Origin of the sequence: Variovorax sp. Varisp41, from assembly GCF_047325085.1 — a bacterium.
Lineage (GTDB): Bacteria > Pseudomonadota > Gammaproteobacteria > Burkholderiales > Burkholderiaceae_C > Variovorax.
Genome location: NZ_CP168540.1, coordinates 725360 through 745225, shown reverse-complemented (window position 1 = coordinate 745225; position 19866 = coordinate 725360). Strand labels below are relative to the sequence as shown.

General features: G+C 69.7%; 20 protein-coding genes. 6 read left to right on the top strand and 14 right to left on the bottom strand.

All coding sequences use genetic code 11. The features are described from left to right. Positions 1-732 (bottom strand): HAD family hydrolase, encoded by a 732-nt coding sequence (locus tag ACEN9J_RS03500; protein ID WP_413763346.1) that lies wholly within the window; start codon positions 730-732, stop codon positions 1-3. A gap of 15 nt (positions 733-747) precedes the next feature. Here ACEN9J_RS03500 and hemH point away from each other — a divergent pair, with 15 nt between their 5' ends. The 3 genes from hemH to ACEN9J_RS03485 are packed head-to-tail and all read left to right on the top strand — an operon-like array spanning position 748 to position 3724. After that, a complete protein-coding gene (gene hemH, locus ACEN9J_RS03495; RefSeq protein WP_413763345.1) occupies positions 748-1770 on the top strand; it encodes a ferrochelatase in 1023 nt (340 codons plus the stop codon). After that, positions 1767-2615, top strand: a complete 849-nt coding sequence (locus ACEN9J_RS03490; RefSeq protein ID WP_413763344.1) for a class I SAM-dependent methyltransferase — start codon at positions 1767-1769, stop codon at positions 2613-2615. Before hemH ends, ACEN9J_RS03490 begins: the two co-directional genes overlap by 4 nt. Beyond that, complete coding sequence (locus ACEN9J_RS03485) at positions 2612-3724, top strand: hypothetical protein (protein WP_413763343.1); 1113 nt, start codon at positions 2612-2614, stop codon at positions 3722-3724. The genes ACEN9J_RS03490 and ACEN9J_RS03485 overlap by 4 nt, the downstream gene beginning before the upstream one ends. Before the next feature lie 10 nt (positions 3725-3734). On the opposite strand, the gene ACEN9J_RS03480 is transcribed toward ACEN9J_RS03485, so the two are convergent. From ACEN9J_RS03480 to ACEN9J_RS03420, 13 genes are all read right to left on the bottom strand, one after another. After that, positions 3735-4298, bottom strand: a complete 564-nt coding sequence (locus ACEN9J_RS03480) for a thioredoxin family protein (protein ID WP_413764538.1) — start codon at positions 4296-4298, stop codon at positions 3735-3737. A gap of 153 nt (positions 4299-4451) precedes the next feature. Continuing rightward, complete coding sequence (locus ACEN9J_RS03475; protein ID WP_057594301.1) at positions 4452-4958, bottom strand: DUF1993 family protein; 507 nt, start codon at positions 4956-4958, stop codon at positions 4452-4454. 67 nt (positions 4959-5025) lie between these two features. Further along, a complete protein-coding gene (locus ACEN9J_RS03470; protein WP_413763342.1) occupies positions 5026-5916 on the bottom strand; it encodes an alpha/beta fold hydrolase in 891 nt (296 codons plus the stop codon). Between the two features lie 21 nt (positions 5917-5937). Next, positions 5938-7008 carry a branched-chain amino acid ABC transporter permease gene (locus ACEN9J_RS03465; RefSeq protein WP_413763341.1) on the bottom strand — a complete coding sequence of 357 codons (1071 nt, stop codon included), beginning with the start codon at positions 7006-7008 and terminating at the stop codon, positions 5938-5940. 157 nt (positions 7009-7165) lie between these two features. Then, the gene (locus tag ACEN9J_RS03460) at positions 7166-8146 is read right to left on the bottom strand and encodes a branched-chain amino acid ABC transporter permease (RefSeq protein ID WP_057594303.1); all 981 of its coding nucleotides are present in this window, start codon (positions 8144-8146) and stop codon (positions 7166-7168) included. Continuing rightward, positions 8143-8868 (bottom strand): ABC transporter ATP-binding protein, encoded by a 726-nt coding sequence (locus ACEN9J_RS03455; protein WP_057594304.1) that lies wholly within the window; start codon positions 8866-8868, stop codon positions 8143-8145. Before ACEN9J_RS03455 ends, ACEN9J_RS03460 begins: the two co-directional genes overlap by 4 nt. Continuing rightward, positions 8865-9632: an ABC transporter ATP-binding protein gene (locus ACEN9J_RS03450; protein WP_057594305.1), complete on the bottom strand. Its 768-nt coding sequence runs from the start codon at positions 9630-9632 to the stop codon at positions 8865-8867. The genes ACEN9J_RS03455 and ACEN9J_RS03450 overlap by 4 nt, the downstream gene beginning before the upstream one ends. Positions 9633-9677: 45 nt before the next feature. Further along, a complete protein-coding gene (locus ACEN9J_RS03445; RefSeq protein ID WP_413763340.1) occupies positions 9678-11135 on the bottom strand; it encodes a fibronectin type III domain-containing protein in 1458 nt (485 codons plus the stop codon). A gap of 182 nt (positions 11136-11317) precedes the next feature. Next, a complete protein-coding gene (locus ACEN9J_RS03440) occupies positions 11318-12505 on the bottom strand; it encodes a substrate-binding domain-containing protein (RefSeq protein WP_057594307.1) in 1188 nt (395 codons plus the stop codon). A 144-nt stretch (positions 12506-12649) separates the two neighbouring features. Next, complete coding sequence (locus tag ACEN9J_RS03435; RefSeq protein WP_261212741.1) at positions 12650-12925, bottom strand: hypothetical protein; 276 nt, start codon at positions 12923-12925, stop codon at positions 12650-12652. Then, positions 12922-13254: a hypothetical protein gene (locus ACEN9J_RS03430; RefSeq protein ID WP_413763339.1), complete on the bottom strand. Its 333-nt coding sequence runs from the start codon at positions 13252-13254 to the stop codon at positions 12922-12924. Before ACEN9J_RS03430 ends, ACEN9J_RS03435 begins: the two co-directional genes overlap by 4 nt. Positions 13255-13303: 49 nt before the next feature. After that, the gene (locus ACEN9J_RS03425; protein ID WP_413763338.1) at positions 13304-14413 is read right to left on the bottom strand and encodes a DUF4272 domain-containing protein; all 1110 of its coding nucleotides are present in this window, start codon (positions 14411-14413) and stop codon (positions 13304-13306) included. Between the two features lie 40 nt (positions 14414-14453). Continuing rightward, the gene (locus ACEN9J_RS03420) at positions 14454-15980 is read right to left on the bottom strand and encodes a sigma-54 interaction domain-containing protein (protein WP_057594311.1); all 1527 of its coding nucleotides are present in this window, start codon (positions 15978-15980) and stop codon (positions 14454-14456) included. Positions 15981-16283: 303 nt separating this feature from the next. Between ACEN9J_RS03420 and ACEN9J_RS03415 the strand changes: the two genes are divergently transcribed. The 3 genes from ACEN9J_RS03415 to ACEN9J_RS03405 are packed head-to-tail and all read left to right on the top strand — an operon-like array spanning position 16284 to position 19848. After that, a complete protein-coding gene (locus ACEN9J_RS03415; protein WP_261212743.1) occupies positions 16284-17048 on the top strand; it encodes a CerR family C-terminal domain-containing protein in 765 nt (254 codons plus the stop codon). After that, positions 17045-18643: an efflux transporter outer membrane subunit gene (locus ACEN9J_RS03410; protein ID WP_082321897.1), complete on the top strand. Its 1599-nt coding sequence runs from the start codon at positions 17045-17047 to the stop codon at positions 18641-18643. Before ACEN9J_RS03415 ends, ACEN9J_RS03410 begins: the two co-directional genes overlap by 4 nt. Then, positions 18640-19848, top strand: coding sequence for an efflux RND transporter periplasmic adaptor subunit (locus ACEN9J_RS03405; RefSeq protein WP_413763337.1), 1209 nt, complete (start codon positions 18640-18642; stop codon positions 19846-19848). Before ACEN9J_RS03410 ends, ACEN9J_RS03405 begins: the two co-directional genes overlap by 4 nt. Positions 19849-19866 lie beyond the last annotated feature (18 nt).

The window sequence follows — 19866 nt, the reverse complement described above, 5'->3', positions numbered from 1 at the left end:
TCAGGCGCCGAGCGCCACGCACAGCGCGTGCAGGTTCGGCACGATCAGCTGCGGCCGCGCGCCATGCACCCAGGGGCGCTCGTCGCGCACCAGCCAGGCCGCCTGCATGCCGGCGTTGAGCGCACCCACCACGTCGAGCTCGGCATCGTCGCCCACGTGCAGCACGTCCTTGGGCAGCAGGCCGACCGAGGCCGCGGCGGCGCGGAAGATCGGCGCATGCGGCTTGCCGCTGCCGAAGGCGCGCGCATTGAAGGCGGTGCGGAACCAGCGCGCCACGCCGGTCTTGTGGATGTCGGCATTGCCGTTCGACACCGCCACCAGCGGATAGCGTTCGCTGAGCCACTTGAGCGCGGGCAGCGCATCGTCGTAGAGCGTCACGCGCTGGCGTTCGGCGAAGAAGGCATCGAAAGCCGGATCGGCCAGCGTCGGGTCCTCGCCCGCGCGGCGCAGCGCGGTGCGTATCGATTCACGGCGCAGCGCGCTGAGGTCGTGCGCGAGATCGGAACGCTCCTTGGCCGTGGCTTCGCGCAGCTCGCGCAGCACGCCCGGCGTGACCAGCAGGGCCGCCGTCTTCGGCGCCTCGCGCAGCAGCCAGGCATGCAGCACGGCCTCCGCGCGTTCGATGGTCGGCCAGATCGGCCAGAGGGTGTCGTCGAGGTCGAGGGTGATGGCGCTGATGCGCTTGAGATCGAGCGGCGCGCTGCTCGCGGGGACCGTGGGGTCGGAAGTCATGCCCGAGAATATCGCATGCCTCCAAGTCCCTCGCTCGCCCCCGGCAACGACCATCGCAGCACCGCCGTCCTCTGGTGCAACCTGGGTTCGCCCGATGCCCCCACCGCCAGCGCCGTGCGCAGCTATCTCGCGGACTTCCTCGGCGATCCGCGCGTGGTCGAGATCCCGCGCCTGCTCTGGCTGCCGATCCTGCACGGCATCATCCTGCGCGTGCGGCCCGCGAAGTCGGCCGCCAAGTACGCGAGCATCTGGCTGCCCGAGGGCTCGCCGCTCAAGGTCTGGAGCGAACGGCAGGCACAGCGCCTGGGCGACATGCTGGGCCGGCGCGGCCACCGCGTGGCGGTGCGCGATGCGATGCGCTATGCCAACCCATCGATCGGCGCGCGGCTCGATGCGCTGCAGGCCGAAGGCGTCGAACGCGTGCTCGTGCTGCAGGGCTACCCGCAGTACTCGGCCACCACCACCGCGAGCGTGATCGATGCCGTCAGCGACTGGAGCCGCGCGCAGCGCAGCGTGCCCGAGTTCCGCTTCGTCAACCAGTTCCACGACGACCCCGGCTACATCGAGGCGCTCGCGCGGCGCATCGAGGCGCACTGGCAGGACCAGGGCCGCGGCGAGGTGCTGCTGCTGAGCTTCCACGGCATTCCCGCGCGCAACATCGAGCTCGGCGATCCCTACCAGTCGCAGTGCCTCGAGACCGCACGCCTGCTCGCCGCGCGCCTGGGCCTCGCGCCCGCGCACTACCGCGTGACCTTCCAGTCGCGCTTCGGCAAGGCCAAATGGCTCGAGCCCTATACCGAACCCACGCTGTGCGAACTCGGCGCCGCGGGCGTGAAGCGCGTCGACGTGGCCTGCCCCGGTTTTCCGGCCGACTGCCTCGAGACACTCGAGGAGATCGCGATGGAGGGCCGCGAGGCCTTCCTGCATGCGGGCGGCCAGCAGTTCAGCTACATCCCCTGCCTCAACGACGACCCGGCCTGGATCGACGCCCTCGCCGACATCGCCGAACGCCATCTGGCGGGCTGGAGCACGCGATGAAGCCCGAGCTGCACGAGGCCAACCGCCTCTCGTGGAACGCAGCCACGCTCGCGCACAACAGCCACAAGGGCGACCAGGCGGCCTTCTTCCGCGACGGCGGCAGCACCCTGTTCCCCGAGGAGGCCGGCCTGCTCGGCGAGGTGAAGGGCCTGTCGGTGCTGCATCTGCAATGCAATGCCGGGCAGGACAGCCTGAGCATCGCGCGCCTCGGCGCCGAGGTGACGGGCGTCGACATCTCCGACGAGGCCATCGACTTCGCCACCCGGCTCTCGCAGCAGTCGGGCATCGCGGCGCGCTTCGTCCGCTCGGACGTCTACGACTACTTCCGCGACGCGCAGGCACGCGGCGAGCGCCACGACATCGTGTTCTGCTCCTACGGCACGCTGTGCTGGCTCTCCGACATCGCGGCCTGGGCACGCGGCGTGGCGCAACTGCTCGCGCCCGGCGGCCGCTTCGTCTTCGTCGAGTTCCATCCGTTCGCGCTGGTGTTCGACCCGGCCTGGAAGTTCCACTACAACTACTTCAACGACGCCCCCGTGCCCGAGGAAGGCGTGGGCGACTACGTGGCCGCGTCGGGCGACGGCCTCGTACGCGAAGGCTACGAGCGCGGCGTGGAGAACTTCAGCAACCCGCACCCGAGCTTCGAATTCACCTGGGGCCTGGGCCAGGTGACGACCGCGCTGTCGCAGGCCGGGCTGGTCATCGAGCGGCTCGACGAGTACCCCTACGCCAATGGCTGGAAGCCCTTCGAGGGCATGCGCGACATCGGCGGCCGCCGCATGGCGCCGCCCGAGGGCATGCCGCGCATTCCGCTGATGTATTCGATCCGCGCGCGCAAGCCATGAGAAATCTTCGCGCCCGTTTCTTCTGGGGCCTGCTGCTGCTGCCCTTCATGACTCCCCCCGCCTTCGCCGAGCTCGTCTTTATTTCCCCAGGTGTATGGGAAGGCACACTCGGCACCAAGGCTATCGTGGCCTGCTTCAACTTCGACTACCCGAGCGGGAGCTATTTCTACAAGCAGTACAAGAAGCCAATTCAGCTGACGCGCAAAGAGCAAGATGGTCTGTGGCACGAGGCAAACGAAACAGGGCTGTGGTTACTCGATCCAGGCCAAGGCACCACGCTTTCCGGCACTTGGAGCAGCGTGAAGGATGCCCTTGTCAAATTGCCGATCAGCCTCAGCCTTGTCGACTCCTCCAAAAGTAAAAGAGCTTGCGGCAGCGAGAGTTACACAAGCCAGATCGAAGCCCCACCGAAGATCGAGATCGGCAAGAAGAAGGAATTCGCCCCCGGCCGCAGCTTCCGCCCGCTGCGCTTCGCGGGACAGGCAACCGTCGAACTCTTCGGCCCCGAACCCACGCTTGCGGCCATCAACCGGGAGCTTCGCCGCGACTTCGACACTGGCAAGGACGCGATCCAGGAGTATTTCGACAAGCGCCGCGAGTTTCTGGGCCGGGTCGGCGTGCCCGCAGAGGACGAGAACACCACCGAGCCCGAATACTGGACCTCGCAGTGGCTCAGCATCCGCAACTACACCTGGGCCGCGGGCACGGGCCGCTCAGGCATCTCCTGGTTCTATCGCACCTGGGACGTTCAGACCGGCAAGCAGGTCGACCTGTGGACATGGTTCGGCTCGCGCAAGGAGTCGTTGCGCGTCCCCGGAGCTGGCCCCGTCGTCGCCACCAGCGGCGGCTCGATGACGCCGAAGCTGCGCCGCTTCGTGTTCCGCCACGAGGGCATCGATCCCGGGAAGGTGGAGGAGAACTGCGAGTCCAACTACAAGGAAGACGCCTACTACGACCTCACGCTGGAAGCCGGGGGCATGCGCTTTGCGCAGCCCGACTTCGGCGATGGCTGCGCGATCGAGATCGAAGTGCCCTACGCCGAACTCGGCCCGGTGCTCACGCCGGCGGGAAAGGCGGCGGTGCGGCGCATCCTCGAATCGGCGAAGTAGCGCTGCCGATTCAGGCCGGCTGCCTGCGCGCCAGCAGCGCCTCGATCGCGGCTTCCATCTCGGCGTATTCGCCTTCGCCGAAATGCCGCCGCATCACCTGCCCCTTGGCGTCGACCAGATAGAACGCGGGCCAGTACTGGTTGTCGTAGGCCTTCCAGGTGGCGAAGCCGTTGTCCTGCGCCACCGGGTAGCGGATGCCGAAGCGCTCGATCGCGTCCTGCACGTTGCGCGTCGACTTCTCGTAGGCGAACTCGGGCGAATGCACGCCCACCACCACGAAGCCCTGGTCCTTGTACTTCTCGTACCAGCGCATCACGTGCGGCAAGGTGCGGATGCAGTTGATGCAGGAGTAGGTCCAGAAATCGACCAGCACCACCTTGCCGACCAGCCCCCGCAGGGTGAGCGGCTCCGAATTGAGCCACCGGTCGATGCCCGCGAACTCGGGCGCCTTGCCGTAGTCGCGCAGGCCTGGCGACACGGCCAGCGCGCTGCGCACCGGCCATCCGCCGCCCACGGCCGCCACGAACGCGGAAGCGCCGGCGGCCAGCCCCGAGAACGCCCTTCTGGACACCATGTTCATGATCGCGAACCTCGCTCGAATGTCAGACCGACAGCGGTCAGGCGCGATTGTTCGCGGCACGCGCCGTGCGTGCGCAGGTGTCACGGCAATTTGAAGTTTGTCCCGGCGGCGTGAAGACCAGGGTCAGGGCCGCCGCCCTTCGCGGCCTCAGAACTTGCCGAGATAGTCCATCTTGCCCACGGGCACGCCGGCATTGCGCAGCACGTCGTAGGCGGTGGTGGCGTGGAAGAAGAAGTTGGGCAGCGCGAACTGCAGCAGGTAGCGCTGCGCGGTGAAATGCACCTCGGTGCCGCGCGCGGTGACGACCACCGGGCGGTCCTCGTGGCCGTCGATCTGCGCGCGGTCCACGCTCAGGAGGAACTCCTCGGTCTTCGCGATGCGCACCAGCAGTTCGTCGTAGCTCTTCTCCTCGTCGGGGAAGCTGGGCGCGGTCACGCCCGCGATGCGCGCGGTGCCGAGCTTGGAGGCATCGCTCGCGCGCTGCACCTGGCCGGCCAGCGTGAGCATGTCGGGCGCGAGGCGCGCATCGACCAGGGTCGAGGGATCGATGCCGTTGGCCTGCGCATGGGCCAGGCCCTTGCCGAGCACGTGGCGGAGCTGGGCCAGCCCGCGGGTGAAGACCGGCACGGAAATGTCGTACATCGAAAGCGCCATGGTGCGAATGCCTCTGTGTGTTGCTGTGGGGTGATGACCGGCGGCGATTGTGGAGGCCGCCGTTCCCTCAGCGGCCGGCGGCGCGAATAAACCCTTCGATGCACTCCAGTTGTTCGGGCACGTTGAGCGCGGGCGCGTGACCGCAGCCCTGGATCTCGACCACCTCGAGCCGCCCCGCCGCGCCCGGGCCGCGATGCCGCATGGCCTCGACCACCTCGGGCAGCACCAGGTCGGACTCGGCGCCGCGCAGGCACAGCACCGGCGCCTCGACGGCGTCGTAGTGCGGCCAGATCAGGTAGTCGTCCTCGCGCGTGCTGAACTGGCGAACCATCGCCGGGTCGTAGTGCGGCGTGACGCGGCCGTCGGGCAGCCGGCGCGTCGAGGTCTCGGCGAGCCGGCGCCACTGCGCGTCGCTGAGCCAGCCATAGGGCTTGTAGACGCCGCGGAAGAAGGTCTCGAGCTCGCTCACCGTGTCGAAGGCCGGCGGGTTGCCGGCATAGGCGCGGATGCGCTCGATCGCGGCCTGCGCGAGTTCGGGCGCGTTGTCGTTGAGCACCAGGCTCGCGATGCGCGCCTTCATGCGCGGCACGACCAGGCCGCCCGCGCAGACGGTGCCGATCGCGCCGCCCATCGAGGTGCCGACCCAGTGCACGCGCTCGAGCTTCAGTTCGTCGCACAGCGCCTCGGCCAGTTGCGCATAGAAGGCGAGCCGGTACTCCTCGTCAGGCAGCGGGCTCCATTCGCTCAGGCCGCGGCCGATGGTGTCGGGGCAGATCACGCGGAAGCCGCGCGCGGCGAAGTGCTCGGCCAGTTCGTCCATGTCGCGGCCGGTGCGCGCCAGGCCGTGCCAGGCGATCAGCACCTGCGGATCGGGCCCGGCCGCGGGCCAGTCGAGCCAGTGGATCTCGCGGCCCGCGAGCCGTGCGTAGTGGGAGGAAGGAACGATGCGGGAAGTCATGGAGTCGCTCATCGCGCGGCCTCACGCGGCATTCGCGCGGCGGGTCCGCAGCTTGCCGACGATGCCGGTGGGGAAGTAATAGACGGACAGCACGAACAGCACGCCGAGCCACAGCAGCCAGCGGTCGGGCGACAGCAGCGCCGCCAGCCACGGCAGGCCGCTCGCGGCCTCGCTGCCCATGCGCAGCAGATCCTGCAAGTAGCTCTGCGCGACCACGAACAGCACCGCGCCGATGGCCGCGCCGTAGATCGTGCCCATGCCGCCGATCACCACGATCAGCAGCACGTCGACCATGATCTCGAAGCTCAGCGAGGTGTCGGGGCCGTTGTAGCGCAGCCAGATCGCGAGCATGGCGCCGGCCAGCGTGGCAAACAGCGCCGACAGCACCGCGGCCGTGGTGCGGTAGACCACCACGCGGTAGCCGATCGCCTCGGCACGGAACTCGTTCTCGCGGATCGCCTGCAGCACGCGGCCGAAGGGCGAGTTGACGATGCGCAGCATCGCCAGCACCAGCACCACGGCCGCCACGAACAGCAGGTAGTAGCACAGCAGACGACCGTCGAGCGAGACGCCGAGGAAGGGCTCCTCCGCGAACTCGAAGCTCGGCGAGATCAGTTCGGGCAGCTTGAAGGTCAGGCCGTCCTCGCCGCCCGTGAAGTCCGACAGCTGCGAGGCCAGCGTCTGGAAGGCCGAGGCCACGGCCAGCGTGATCATCGCGAAGAAGATCGCACGCACCCGCAGCGAGAACAGGCCGATGGCGAACGAGAGCACCAGCGAGACCGCGAGCGAGGCGCCCAGCCCCACCAGCACCGCGCCCCAGTCGGGCCCGAGCCGCGAGGCCGAGATCGCGATGCCGTAAGCGCCGATGCCGAAGAACATGGTGTGGGCGAAGCTCACGATGCCCGTGTAGCCCAAGAGCAGGTCGAAGCTCGCGACCAGCACCACGAACACCAGGATCTTGGCCGCGACGCTGAGCGCCTTCACGCCCGGGAAGAGAAAGGGCGCGAAGGCCAGCGCGAGGAACAGCGCCACCAGCAGCACGGCCAGCAGGCGGCTTCGGGGCATGTCGTTGGAAAGAAGTCGTCTCAGCATGGAAAGGCACCTGAAAGCGGGAACGGGGTCCGTACGCGAAGGACGCGAAGGTTCCGCGAAGGTCGCGAAAGAACAGCCAGAAAAATGATTTGAATTTCCTTTTGCGTCCTTCGCGAAACCTTCGCGTCCTCTGCGTCCGGATGTCCGTATTGGCTGTTCATCGGTTCGCCACCGGGTACACGCCCTGCGGGCGCCACAGCAGCACCGCCACCATCAGGAAGATGCTCGCGAACTGCGTGAGCGTGGGCAGCAGGAAGCCGATGTAGTTGGTCATCAGCCCGACGAGCAGCGCACCGAGCAGCGCGCCGCCGGTGGAGCCGAGGCCGCCGATGATGATGACGATGAAGATCAGCACGTTGACCTGCGCGCCCATCTGCGGCACCAGGTTCTGCTGGAACAGGCCCCACATCACGCCGCCCAGCCCGGCCAGCGCGCTGCCGACCACGAACACGCCGACGAACAGGCGGCCGATGCGGTAGCCGAGCGACTCGACCATCTCGCGGTCCTGCACACCGGCGCGGATCAGCAGGCCGATCTTGGTGCGGCTCAGGGTCCAGGCCAGCAGGCCGAACACCACCACGCCCACCGCCACCGCGAGCAGCCGGTACTTGCTGATCGCCGCGTCGCCCACCAGCAGCGAGCCGCGCAGCGCCTCGGGCAGCGGCAGCGGCACCTGCGCCGGGCCCCAGATCACCTTGATCAGTTCCTCGCCGATGATCATGCCGCCCATCGTGATGAGGATCTGCTTCAGGTGCTGGCCGTAGACCGGCCGCACGATGAAGCGCTCGAAGGCCAGGCCGACCGCGCCGGCCACCGCCATCGCGACCAGCATGGCCGGGAAGACCGCCACCAGGTTGCGCCACAGCTCCTGCGAGCCGGTCCAGTCGCCCATCAGGCCGAGCACGCTGCTGGCCACGAAGGCGCCCAGCGCGATGAACACGCCGTGGCCGAAGTTCAGCACGTCCATCAGGCCGAACACCAAGGTGAGGCCCGAGGCGATGATGAAGATGATCATGCCCATCGCGAGGCCCGCGACCGTGAGCGTGAGCCAGGTCGAGAACGAGCCCGTGAGCGGCAGCGCGACCAGCGCGAGGACGGGCACCAGCAGCAGCGGCTTCCAGTCGAATTCGAGTTTCATAGAGCCAATCCCAACAGCGACTGCTGCAGTTGCGCATCGGCCGCGAAGGCCGCCATCGAGCCGCTGTGCACCACGCGGCCGTTGTCCATCACCGCGACCGCATCGCCGAGGCGCAGCGCGAAGTTGATGTTCTGTTCCACCAGCAGGATCGTGACGCCGCTGCGCTTGAGCTCGTCGAAGGCGTCGATCATGTTGTTGATGATGGCCGGCGCGAGGCCCTTGCTGGGCTCGTCGACGATCAGCAGCTCGCGCGGCTCGACGATGGCGCGCGACACGGCCAGCATCTGCTTCTGGCCGCCCGAGAGCTTGCCCGCGGGGTGGTTCCAGAACTTCTCGACCGCGGGGAACAGCTTGAAGATCCACTGCAAACGCGTGTCGTCCATCTGCTGCGCGTTCTTCGCGCCGCGCGCGGCCAGCAGCATGTTCTCCTTCACCGTGAGGTCGGAGAAGATGCCCATGTTCTCGGGCACGTAGGCGATGCCCAGCTCGGCGATCTGCGGCGTGCGCAGGGCCGTGATGTCGCGCTCGCCGAAGCGCACCCTGCCCTGCGACGCATGCCACAGGCCCATGACGGTGCGCAGGGTGGTGGTCTTGCCCGCGCCGTTGCGGCCCAGCAGCATCGTGAGCTGGCCCTTGGGCACGGCGAGGTCGACGCCGTGCAGGATGTGATAGGCCCCGATGTGCGTGTGCACGCCCTCGAGGGTCAGCAGGTTGGAGCTCATGCCACAGCCTCCTTCGCGATGCCCAGGTAGGCTTCCTGCACCACCGGCGAGGCGATCACGGTGGCTGGATCGCCGTCGGCCACCAGGGTGCCGTTGTGCAGCACGATGATGCGGTCGGCGAGCTCGCGCACCACGTCCATCTTGTGCTCGACCAGCAGGATGGTCTTGCTGCGGTCCTGCTTGAGCTGGCGGATCAGGTCGAGGATCACGGGCGCCTCGGCCGCGTTCATGCCGGCCGTGGGCTCGTCGAACATGAAGACCTTGGGCTCGAGCGCCATCAAGAGCGCCACCTCGAGCTTGCGCTGGTCGCCGTGCGGCAGGCTGGCCACGGTGGCGTGCTCGCGCGACTTGAGGTTGGTCTGCGCCAGCAGCTCGTCGGCGCGCGCGGTCAGTGCCGCATGGTCGCTCCAGATGCTCCAGAGGTTGAGCCCGCGGCGGTGCGCGCCCTCGCGCGTGGCCTGCACCGCGAGGCGCACGTTCTCCAGCACCGTGAGGTTGGGGAACAGGTTGGTGAGCTGGAAGGCCCGCCCCAGCCCCGCGCGGGTGCGGGCCGACGGCGACAGCCCCGACAGCGGCTGGCCGTCGAGCGACACCGTGCCCGCGCTCGCCTTGAGCTGGCCCGAGATCAGGTTGAAATAGGTGGTCTTGCCCGCGCCGTTCGGGCCGACGATGGCCGTCAGCGTGCCCGGCGCGAATGCGCAGCTCACGCCGTTGACGGCCACGTGCCCGCCGAAGCGGATGGTCAGATCTCGGGTCTCAAGCATCGTTGGTCATTGCGAAAACGAAGAATCCAGGAAAGTCGACCGGCCTCAACAGCTGCCGATCACGTAGTAGTTGGGACCGGTCTGCTTCAGCGTGGTGGTCACGTAGATGTTCCACAGGCCCATCGATTGCCCCGAGCCGTAGGCATAGGTCAGACCCCACAGCGCATAGGCGCGGCCGGCCACGGTGTGGGCGTAGTTGCTCGCGGTGAAGCAGGTGCCGCCGCCGCTGCCGCCCGTGGTGGTGCCGGTGGCCGCGGCCGACATCGCGCCCTCGGCATTGGCCGCGGTGAGGCCGGTCACGGTCCAGCTGTAGCTGGTCGAGGGTGCCAGGCCGGTGTCGGTGTAGCTGGTGCCGGCCACGGGCGAGGCGTTGACCTTGCTGCCGCCGCGGTAGACGTTGTAGCCGCTGGCGCCGGCCACGGCGGTCCAGCCGATGACCATGCTGCTGCTGGTCGCGCCCGAGGTGCCCACGCCGGTGGGCGCGGGCAGCGCGCTGCCGCCCCCGCCGCCGGTCACGCGGTCGACCATGGCCTTGACGGCCGCCATCTGCGGGCCGGACTTCTTGGCGTAGTTGACGCTGCCGTAGCCCCACCAGTCCCAGCAGCTGTTGGTGGCCGCAGTGCTGGTCTGCGGATAGACCAGCACGATGTTGTTGGTGTCGGCCCAGCGGTTGTAGCCGGTCTTCTTCACGTACTGGTCGCCCACGTCCGTGTAGTTCTGCTTGCAGCCGTGCAGCACCACGTGCACGCGGCAGCTGTTGCCGCTGCCGGCCGCGCAGGCCGCGGGCGTGTAGAGCCAGCCGGTGGCGGCCATGCCCGAGCCGCCCGAGAACTCGCCCTGGTTGAACTCGGTGAAGCTGCCGCCCAGCGTGCCGTTGTTGCGCGCGTTGAGCGGGCCGTAGAGGTGCTGGAGGATCTCGCCCGCGAGATCGAAGCCGCAGTTGTTGATGTAGGGCGAGGCCGTGGTGGCGCAGGCGCCGCCGAAATCGTCGGTGACCATCGCATGGCCCGCGCCGAGGTTGTTCTTGTAGACCGTGTTGGCCGCCGGCACGAAGCTCTGGTAGTAGGTCTTGAGGTCGTCCATCACCGGCTGCTTGACCGTGTTGTCGGAGGTGCCAGAGAACAGGTAGACCTTCGAGCCCGAGAGGTTCGACACCGGGTCGATCGCGCCGCTGGCGGCCCAGCTGTTGGTGGTGCTCACGAGCGTGGACACCGGGATGCTGCTCGCATGCGTCATGCAGCGGCCGGTGGCGTTGAGCACCGAGCCTTCGGCGCAGTAGTACGGACCGCCGGCCACCACGCCGGCGCCGCGCTTGAAGGTGGCCGAATAGGCCACGTGCAGTTGCACCGCCATGAAGCCGCCGGCCGACAGGCCGGACACGCTGACCTCCGCCGGGTTCGCGCCGAGCGCCGGCAGCGGCACCGCCGCCGCCGCGCCCTGCGCGGCCACCGCCATGGCCGCGGCCATGGCCAATCTCTTCCAGTTCCAATTCATCGCTGGCATCGCTGTCTCCTTCCGTTATGGGTGTAAGAACGCTGCTTGGCTGATCGAGGACTCGGCCGTGGAGCGAGCCGCCCGCGCGGACGCAGGCTGGCGCTTCGCCCGGCGGCCATCCGGGGCGAAAGAGAAAGAAGAAGGTGGGGCGGCGCTCAGGCGCCGCGCCCGGGTGGCGGGAAGCGCCGGACTCAGCGCTTGTTCTTGATGGGAATGTCCATCTCTTCGGGCTTGATCTCGTGCACCAGCTCCGGCACGCCCCAGGCGAAGGCCGGGTCGACCTTGATCTTGAAGTGGTACATCGACTGCATCGCCTGATGGTCTTCCTTGCGGAAGGTCATCTTGCCCTTGGGCGTGTCGAAGCTCATGCCTTCCATGGTGCTGATGAGCTTGTTGGTGTTGGTGTCGCCGTTGGTCTTCTTGAGCGCCGTCACCACCGCCATCGCGGCCGAGAAGCCGCCGGCCGTGAAGAAGTCGGGCGGCGTCTTGAATTCCTTGTAGTGCGCCGCGACCATCGCCTCGTTCACCGGGTTCTTCGGAATGCCGAAGTAGTAGTAGGCCGCGCCTTCCATGCCCGGCAGCGCCTTGTAGGCCGCCATGGCCGGCAGGATGTTGCCGCCGGTCGCGATCTCGATGCCGTAGCGCTTGAGGTCGAGGTCGACGATCTTGAACGGGTTGCCCGCGCCGGCCCAGACGATCCAGATGATCTTGCGGCCCGGCTGGTCCTTGAGCTTGTCGATCAGGCGCTGGGCGCCGGCCGTGAAGTCGGTGGTGGCGGGCGGCAGGTACTCCTCGTGGACCAGCTTGGCCTTCTTGAGCGCGGCACCGAAGGCCTTCACGCCGTCGCGGCCGAAGGCGTTGTCCTGCGCCAACGTGGCGACCGTCACGCCTGCCTTGTCGACGGCCACCGCGTTGGAGATCGCGTCCTGGCTCGAATTGCGGCCGGTGCGGAAGATGTACTTGTTCCACTTGTCGCCGGTGATCGAGTCGGCCACGGCGGGCTCGACCAGCAGGATCTTCTTGTACTCCTCGGCCACCGGCAGCATCGCCAGCGCCACGCCCGAGGCGGTCGGGCCGACGGCCAGCGCGGCCTTGTCGTCGGAATAGGCCGCGGCCAGCAGCGACTTGCCGAGGTCGGGCTTGCCCTGGTCGTCCTTCTCGATCACGACCAGCTTCTTGCCCGCGACGGTCATCGTGCCTTCGGTGGCGTAGTTCAGGCCCATCATGAAGCCGGTCTGCGTCTGCTTGCCGTAGGCCTCGAGCGCCCCGGTCTTGCTGTAGATGTGGGCGATGCGGATCTCACCGGACTGGGCCCAGGCGGGTGCGGCGGCGGCGCAGGCGGCGAGCGCGGCCAGGGCGACGAGGTGGCGACGGTTCATTCGTTGTCTCCTGATAAAGATGACTGAATATTGCACACTTCGTGCCATGCGCTAAACCGTTGATTACAAAGGTTTCCTCATTCGAGGAAGGCGCGATTCGGCTGAATTCAGAACAGTCGGCGTGTCTGAATTTCAGGCGACTGTCTATTTTTCAGTCAGGGTTTTCTCGGAGGCCCGGCGCTCCTCGATCCACTGCCTGAACTGCCGCTCGGCCTGCAGCCGGAACTCGTTGCGCGCATGGTTGCAGGCCGCGTGGGCCAGCCGCCGGTGCCTGGGCGAGCGCACGCCGCCCAGGGTGGCGTCGACCAGGTGCTCGATGGTGGCCGATTCGGGCCGGCCATGCGGTTCGTCGAAGTCCATCGGCAGGCCGCACCAGTGGCAGTTGGGGCCGAAGGTCGAACGCAGTGCGCGGACGCTCACAGGCTGGCGTACTCGAGGATTTCCTGGCCCATCAGCGTGCAGTCCTTGCCCACCACGTGATAGATCAGGCGCATGCGGTAGTTGCCCTTGTAGATCGAGCCCCAGACCTCGAGCACGCGGAACTGCTGCGCCTTGTTGGCGGGGTTGCGCAGTGGCGGCAGCTCCTTGACCTCGGAGCCGACGCGGATGCGATCGTCCTCGCCGAAATGGAACACCAAGAGCTTCTTCGCGCGCGCGACCGCCTCGTCGGCACAGGGCGGCGCGGCCAGGGCGGCGCCGGCACAGGCGCACGATGCGGCGAGGACGAGGGAGCGGATCGGTGTCTTCATGGAAGGCTCTGGTGGAAGGCAGGTTCGGAGGTGGGTGGAGGCCGCATTGTCAGGTGGGCGTGTCGACCTCGTCCCACTCGCGGTCCTCGAAGCGCACCAGCCAGTTCAAGGCGCGATGCCGCTCGGCGATCACGCCCGCATCGAGTTCCGGCGGCACGGGGACCTGCTGGAGCCCCGCCTGGCGTACGCGCCAGTGCAGGCGGTAGTGCAGGTCGAGCGCATCGAGGATTTCGCCTTCGCCGCGCATGCGCAGCGAACGCAGCGCGCCCGGCAGGTCGCGGGCTTCCAGCATCGTGCGCGCGGCGAGCGGCACGTCGCAGATCGCGCCGGGAAAAGGCAGCGCATCGACCAGGCCCATTGCCCACTCGAGCAGATACAGGCACTCGTAGCGCCAGCCGAACTGGACGACATCGGACGCCAGCGGTTCGGGGTCCGAGAGGAAAGCCTGCTCCGCCGGCGTGAGGTGCGCCCGTGCGGAGGGCAGCCGCTCGAACAGGTCCTCTGGCGCCAGCGGCTCCTTGCTCGCGAGGGACTCGGCCCGCGCCGATACCGCCAGCATCGCGAAGGCCCGGCCCGCGATCTCCTGCGGCGCGCGCAGCCGCAGCTCGGGCTCGCAGACCAGCGGCGGCAGGTGCCGCGGGACCTCGATGCCCCGCGCCGCGAGCGCTGCCTCGGTGCGCGCCTTGCGTTCCCAGGCCTCGGCCGGATAGGGCAGCGCGGCTTCGCCATCGGGCTCCTCGCCCGCCGCCGACAAGAGGATGCGCCCCCGGGGATCGCGGATGCTGCCGTCGGGCAGGAACACGATCGCGTTCGCGCGCACGGCCCAGTCCGACAACGCATCGAGCAGGCCCTCGTCGATCGACAGGCTCAGGTGCTGGCGCACGCGCTGGACATGACGCATCACGTGATAGCGGTTGCGCGACATCGTGCCGTCGCCGCGACTCAGCACGTAGCCGACGAAGCCGGCCAGGTGGGGCGCGAGTTCGGGGTCCGACAGATCGCGGCGACCCTGCAGGGCATGGGGAAACTCGAGCGCCGGTACATCGGCGCGCGTGCAGTAGGCGTTGACCAGGACCCGCTCGCCCTGCCCGGCCTCCTCGGCGCGGCCTGGCGCCGGCCGGCCCAGCGCCCCCTTCAATCGCGTCAACAAGCCCTTCATCGATGCTCTCCTCCTTCGTGGTCCGCGCTCGGCGCGCGGGTCAATCCGCCTGGTTCGTCATGCGCTCGTACAAGGTCGCGCGCGAGATGCCCAGCAACCGCGAGGTCGCGAGCTTGTTCCCCCCGGTCGCCGCCAGCGCCGCGCCGATCGCGCGGCGCTCGAGTTCGGCCACCTGCTGCGCGAGCGGCCGCAGCAGCGCGGCCTCCTCGTCGGCATCGTGGGCGTCGCGCAGCGCGGCGGGCTGCGCGATCTGCTCGAGGCCGGCTTCGCGCAGGATGCGCTCGAGCTGCGCCGCGTCGATGCGCTGCGAGTCGCTGCGCATGGTCACCTGCTCGAGCACGTTGCGCAGCTCGCGGATGTTGCCGCGCCAGTGCTGGCCGGCCAGCAGCGCGAGCGCATCGGGCGTGAGCTCGGGCGGGGCCTCGCCGCTGCGCAGCGCCATGTCCTCGCCGAGCGCCTCGACCAGCGCCGGGATGTCGGAACGCCGCTCGCGCAGCGGCGGCACGCGCAGCGGCAGCACGTTGAGACGGTAGTAGAGGTCCTCGCGGAACTGGCCGCGGCGCACCAGCTCGGGCAGGTCGCGCGAGGTGGCGGCGATCACGCGCGCGTCGAAGGGAATCAGCTTGTTCGAACCGAGCGGCTCGATCTCGCCCTCCTGCAGCGCGCGCAGCAGCTTGGCTTGCAGGCCCAGCGGCATGTCGCCGATCTCGTCGAGGAACAGGCTGCCGCCGTCGGCCAGCTTGAACTTGCCCTCGCGCCCGCGCTTGTCGGCGCCGGTGAAGGCACCGGGCGCGACGCCGAAGAACTCGGCCTCGAGCAGGGTGTCGGGCACGGCCGCGATGTTGAGGCTCACGAACTGGCCCCTGGCGCGCGCCGAGGCGGCATGGATCGCATGCGCGAGCAGTTCCTTGCCGGTGCCGGTCTCGCCGAGCAGCAGCACCGGGCTCGCCGACTGCGCCGCGCGGCGCGCATGGCGCTTGACCTCGACCGCGGCCGGGCTGCTGCCGATGAAGCTCGCGAAGGTGTACTTGGAACGCCGCTGGCCCTCGGCCGCCTGCTGGTAGAGCGGGTTGTTGCGCTGGCTCGCGAGCTCGCGCCGCGCATCGTCGAGGTCGCGCTGCAGCAGCGCGAACTTGCTGATCAGCGGCTGCAGCGTGGTCTCGGGCTGGTCGAACAGCACGATGCCGATGGCGCCGATCACCTCGCCCGCGCCGTCGGCGCGCTCCTCGCGCAGCGGGATGCGGCTCACGACGAAGGTGCCGGCCTTGTTGGTCAGCAGGTCGATCAGGATCGGCTCGCCGCTCTCGAGCACGCGGCGCATCTGGGTGTTGGGGATCACGTCCTCCACCATGTGGCCGAGGAACTGGTCGATCGACGAGAAGCCCAGCGCGGGCAGGAAGCGCCGGTAGCCTTCGTTGACCCAGACGATGCGCCCGCTGCGGTCGACCAGGAACATGCCCTGGCTCATGCGCGAGAACAGGTGGAACATGGAGCGCGCGGCCAGCGCGAGGATGCCGTCGGCATCGAGCGGCAGGGCGGAGGGCGCGGCGGCGGTAGGGGCTGGCATGCGCGGATCGTAGCCTGCATCAATCCGAAACAAATCCGGCATCGCCGGCCGGCGCGGCCGGGTCAGAATGCACGGGCGCGCGAGCCGGCACCGCGATCGACAACCACACCAGGAACAGGGTGCCGCCGCCAGGCAGCGATGGAGCCCCTCCCCCGCCACCCACGCGCCCCGCCAGAACGCTCCGTCCCGCTCCCGTGTGCCCACCGGCCTGCGCCGCACCTGTCTTCAGGAGGCCTTCAGCATCGCCTCAGTCGGGCCTAAGTTAATCAATCGTTTGATTTTCGGCATGGTGTAATCGCCCGCATGAAGTCCACGGCTCCTCCTTCGACGCTGCCGGCGCAAAAGACCGCCGCCGCCCCGCGCGCGCCCCGCAGCGACGGCGCCGAGGCGCGCCAGCGGCTGCTCTACACCGCGCTGCGGCTGTTCGCGCAGAAGGGCTTCGCCAAGACCTCCACGCGCGAGATCGTGCGCGAGGCCGGGGTCAACATCTCGGCCATCAGCTACTACTTCGGCGACAAGGCCGGCCTCTACGCCGCCACCTTCAGCGAGCCCATGGGCGGCAACGCGGGCGACTTCGTGGCGCTCTACGCCGCGCCCGGCCTGTCGCTCGAGGAATCGCTGCGCATCTTCTTCGCCAAGATGGTCGAGCCCTTCGACCAGGGCGAGGTGGTGCGCCAGTGCATCCACCTGCACATGCGCGAGATGCTCGAGCCCACCAGCCTGTGGGCCAAGGAGCTCGAGCGCGACATCAAGGACCCGCACCGCGCGATCGCGGCGATGCTGTGCCGCCATCTCGGCGTGGCGCGCGCCGACGACGACATCCACCGGCTGACCTTCGCGATCACGGGCCTCGCGATGCAGCTGTTCGTGAGCCAGGACGTGATCGAGGCGATCCGTCCCGCGCTGCTGCGCACGCCGCGCGCCGTCGACACCTGGGCCCGGCGCCTCGCCGGCTATGCGGTGGCGCTGGTCGAGGCCGAAGCGCGGCGCCGCGCCGCCGAACCGGTGCCGCCCGCGCGCGCGCAGGCGCCCCGCCCTCCATCCCGCTCCGGGAGAAAGACAGCATGAGACGAGTTCCACGACCGATCGCCATCCTCTGCCTCAAGGCAGGCCTCGGGCTCGGCCTGGCCACCGGCCTCGCCGGTTGCGGCCTGACCCGGCCGCCCGCCGCGGTCGGCGCGCCCGCCCCCGCGCAATGGCATGCGCCGTTGCCGCACGGCGGCTCGCTCGCCCAGTTGGCCGAATGGTGGCGCCAGCTCGACGATCCGCTGCTGGTCGACCTGATCGCGGCCGCCGAGGGCGCGAGCCCCAACGTGGCGAGCGCCGCGGCGCGGCTGGCCGAGGCGCGCTCGACCCGCGTGCAGGCCGGCGCCGCGCTGCTGCCCAGCCTCGATGCGACCGGTTCGGCGAGCCGGGGCACCGCAGGGCTGACGGGCGGCACGCCATCGGGAAACAGCGGCGGCGCCGGCTCGGGCTCCGGCAGCACCTCGGCCACCACGCCGATCACCACGCTGCAGGCCGGCCTGCAGACCAAGTGGGAGATCGACCTGTTCGGCCGCCTGCGCGCCGACCGCGACGCGGCCGTGCAGCGCGAGCGCAGCGCCGATGCCAAGTGGCACGAGGCACGCGTCTCGGTCGCGGCCGAAACCGCCAACGCCTATTTCGCCGAGCGCGCCTGCCAGCAGCAGTTGCGCGTGGCCGAATCCGACACCCGCTCGCGCGGCGAGACCGCGCGCCTGACCGACCTGTCGATGCGCGCCGGCTTCACCGCGCCGGCCGACGCCGCGCTCGCGCGCGCCAGCGCCTCCGACGCCTCGGGCCGGCTCACGCAGCAGCGCGCGCAGTGCGCGGTGCAGCGCAAGGCGCTGGTGGCGCTCACGGGCATCGCCGAGACCGAGCTCGAGACCCGGCTCGCCGCGGCACCCGCGCAGCGCGCGCTGCCGGCCGTGGGCCGCATCGACAGCGTGCCGGCCAACGCCATCGCCCAGCGGCCCGACGTCTACGCGGCCGAGCTCGGCGTGGCCGCGGCCAGCGCCGACGTGGGCTCGGCCGAGGCCGAGCGTTATCCCCGGCTCACCATCTCCGGCAACATCGGCCGCACGGGCTTTCGCGTCAGCGGCTTCCGCGAATCGATCGAGACCTGGACCGTCGGCCCGGTGGCGCTCACCGTGCCGCTGCTCGACGGCGGCGCGCGCGCGGCCAATGCCGACGCGGCCAAGGCGCGCTACACCGAGGCCGTCTCGCTCTACCGCGCCAACGTGCGCCAGGCGGTGCGCGAGGTCGAGGAGGCGCTGGTCAACCTCGACGCCACCGATGCGCGCACCGGCGACGCCGACGCCGCGGTGCAGAACTACCAGGCCTCGTTCAATGCCACGCAGGCGCGCTTCGACAGCGGCCTGGCGAGCCTGTTCGAGCTCGAGGATGCGCGCCGCACGCTGTTCAGCGCGCAGACCGCGCGCGTCTCGCTGCAGCGCGAGCGCGCCGAGGCCTGGGTCGCGCTGTACCGCTCCATGGGCGGCGGCTGGACCCGCCCGGGCACCGCGGCAGCCGCCGCCGAAGCCGCGCCGAAGCGCCCCCCCGTGACCATCATCACCACGCCGGGCCGCACCCTCACTATCCACCGCTCTTCCACCCCGGCCGCCAAGGTCGCGACGTCGCCATGAAAAGCCCCTCCCGCACCACCCTCATCGTCGTCCTGGTCGTCGTCGCCGCCGTCGCCGGGGCGCTGTTCCTGTTCGGCCGCGGCAAGCCCGCCGACGCACCGGCGCCGCAAGGCCGGCAAACGCCCGCCAAGGACGGCAAGGCCGCCGCGTCGCGCCCCGTGCTCACGGTCACCATCGGCCAGCCCGAGGCCACCGAGCTCGCGGTGACGCTCGCGGCCAACGGCAACGTCGCGGCCTGGCAGGAGGCCAGCGTGGGCTCCGAGTCGAACGGCCTGCGGCTGGCCGAGGTGCGCGTCAACGTCGGCGACGCGGTGAAGAAGGGCCAGGTGCTCGCCACCTTCTCGCCCGAGACGGTGCAGGCCGACATCGCGCAGGCCAAGGCCTCGCTGGCCGAGGCCCGCGCCACCGCGGCCGACGCGGCAGGCAACGCGGCGCGCGCACGCACCCTGCAGGCCACGGGCGCGCTGAGCCAGCAGCAGATCAACCAGTACCAGACCAGCGAGCAGACCGCGAAGGCGCGCGTCGAGGCCGCCGAGGCGGTGCTCGCGGCGCAGCAGGTGCGCGGGCGCAACACGCAGGTGCTGGCGCCCGACGACGGCGTGATCTCCGCGCGCAGCGCCACCGTGGGCAGCGTGGTGGCCGCGGGCACCGAGCTGTTCCGGCTGATCCGCCAGGGCCGGCTCGAATGGCGCGCCGAGGTCACCTCGGCCGAGATCGCGCGCATCGCGCTCGGCACGCCGGTGTTCGTGGTGGGCGCCAGCGGCGCGCAGGTGCAGGGCAAGGTGCGCAGCATCGCGCCCACGGTCGATCCGCAGACGCGCGCGGCGCTGATCTACGTCGACCTGCCGCCGGTGCAGCAGAACACCGGCATCAAGGCCGGCATGTTCGCGCGCGGCGACTTCGAACTCGGCCGCAGCAGCGCGCCCACGGTGCCGCAGAGCGCGATCGTGCCGCGCGACGGCTTCAACAACCTGTTCCTGCTGAAGGACGACAACCGCGTCTCGCAGCTCAAGGTGCAGACCGGCCGCCGCGTCGGCGACCGCGTGGAGATCACGAGCGCGCTGCCGCAGGGCGCACGCATGGTGGTCCAGGGCGCGGGCTTCCTCAACGACGGCGACCTGGTGAAGGTGGTCGATGCCGCAGCGACCGCCCCGGCCGCCGCCGCATCGGCACCGGCCGCGCCGTCCGCCGGCAACGGCAAGTAAGCCAGCCCCGGAGAAACC

Coding starts and splice junctions, on each gene's coding strand:
- ACEN9J_RS03500 (WP_413763346.1), bottom strand. CDS start 732: ATGACTTCCGACCCCACGGTCCCCGCGAGCAGCGCGCCGCTCGATCTC.
- hemH (WP_413763345.1), top strand. CDS start 748: ATGCCTCCAAGTCCCTCGCTCGCCCCCGGCAACGACCATCGCAGCACC.
- ACEN9J_RS03490 (WP_413763344.1), top strand. CDS start 1,767: ATGAAGCCCGAGCTGCACGAGGCCAACCGCCTCTCGTGGAACGCAGCC.
- ACEN9J_RS03485 (WP_413763343.1), top strand. CDS start 2,612: ATGAGAAATCTTCGCGCCCGTTTCTTCTGGGGCCTGCTGCTGCTGCCC.
- ACEN9J_RS03480 (WP_413764538.1), bottom strand. CDS start 4,298: ATGGTGTCCAGAAGGGCGTTCTCGGGGCTGGCCGCCGGCGCTTCCGCG.
- ACEN9J_RS03475 (WP_057594301.1), bottom strand. CDS start 4,958: ATGGCGCTTTCGATGTACGACATTTCCGTGCCGGTCTTCACCCGCGGG.
- ACEN9J_RS03470 (WP_413763342.1), bottom strand. CDS start 5,916: ATGACTTCCCGCATCGTTCCTTCCTCCCACTACGCACGGCTCGCGGGC.
- ACEN9J_RS03465 (WP_413763341.1), bottom strand. CDS start 7,008: ATGCTGAGACGACTTCTTTCCAACGACATGCCCCGAAGCCGCCTGCTG.
- ACEN9J_RS03460 (WP_057594303.1), bottom strand. CDS start 8,146: ATGAAACTCGAATTCGACTGGAAGCCGCTGCTGCTGGTGCCCGTCCTC.
- ACEN9J_RS03455 (WP_057594304.1), bottom strand. CDS start 8,868: ATGAGCTCCAACCTGCTGACCCTCGAGGGCGTGCACACGCACATCGGG.
- ACEN9J_RS03450 (WP_057594305.1), bottom strand. CDS start 9,632: ATGCTTGAGACCCGAGATCTGACCATCCGCTTCGGCGGGCACGTGGCC.
- ACEN9J_RS03445 (WP_413763340.1), bottom strand. CDS start 11,135: ATGCCAGCGATGAATTGGAACTGGAAGAGATTGGCCATGGCCGCGGCC.
- ACEN9J_RS03440 (WP_057594307.1), bottom strand. CDS start 12,505: ATGAACCGTCGCCACCTCGTCGCCCTGGCCGCGCTCGCCGCCTGCGCC.
- ACEN9J_RS03430 (WP_413763339.1), bottom strand. CDS start 13,254: ATGAAGACACCGATCCGCTCCCTCGTCCTCGCCGCATCGTGCGCCTGT.
- ACEN9J_RS03425 (WP_413763338.1), bottom strand. CDS start 14,413: ATGAAGGGCTTGTTGACGCGATTGAAGGGGGCGCTGGGCCGGCCGGCG.
- ACEN9J_RS03420 (WP_057594311.1), bottom strand. CDS start 15,980: ATGCCAGCCCCTACCGCCGCCGCGCCCTCCGCCCTGCCGCTCGATGCC.
- ACEN9J_RS03415 (WP_261212743.1), top strand. CDS start 16,284: ATGAAGTCCACGGCTCCTCCTTCGACGCTGCCGGCGCAAAAGACCGCC.
- ACEN9J_RS03410 (WP_082321897.1), top strand. CDS start 17,045: ATGAGACGAGTTCCACGACCGATCGCCATCCTCTGCCTCAAGGCAGGC.
- ACEN9J_RS03405 (WP_413763337.1), top strand. CDS start 18,640: ATGAAAAGCCCCTCCCGCACCACCCTCATCGTCGTCCTGGTCGTCGTC.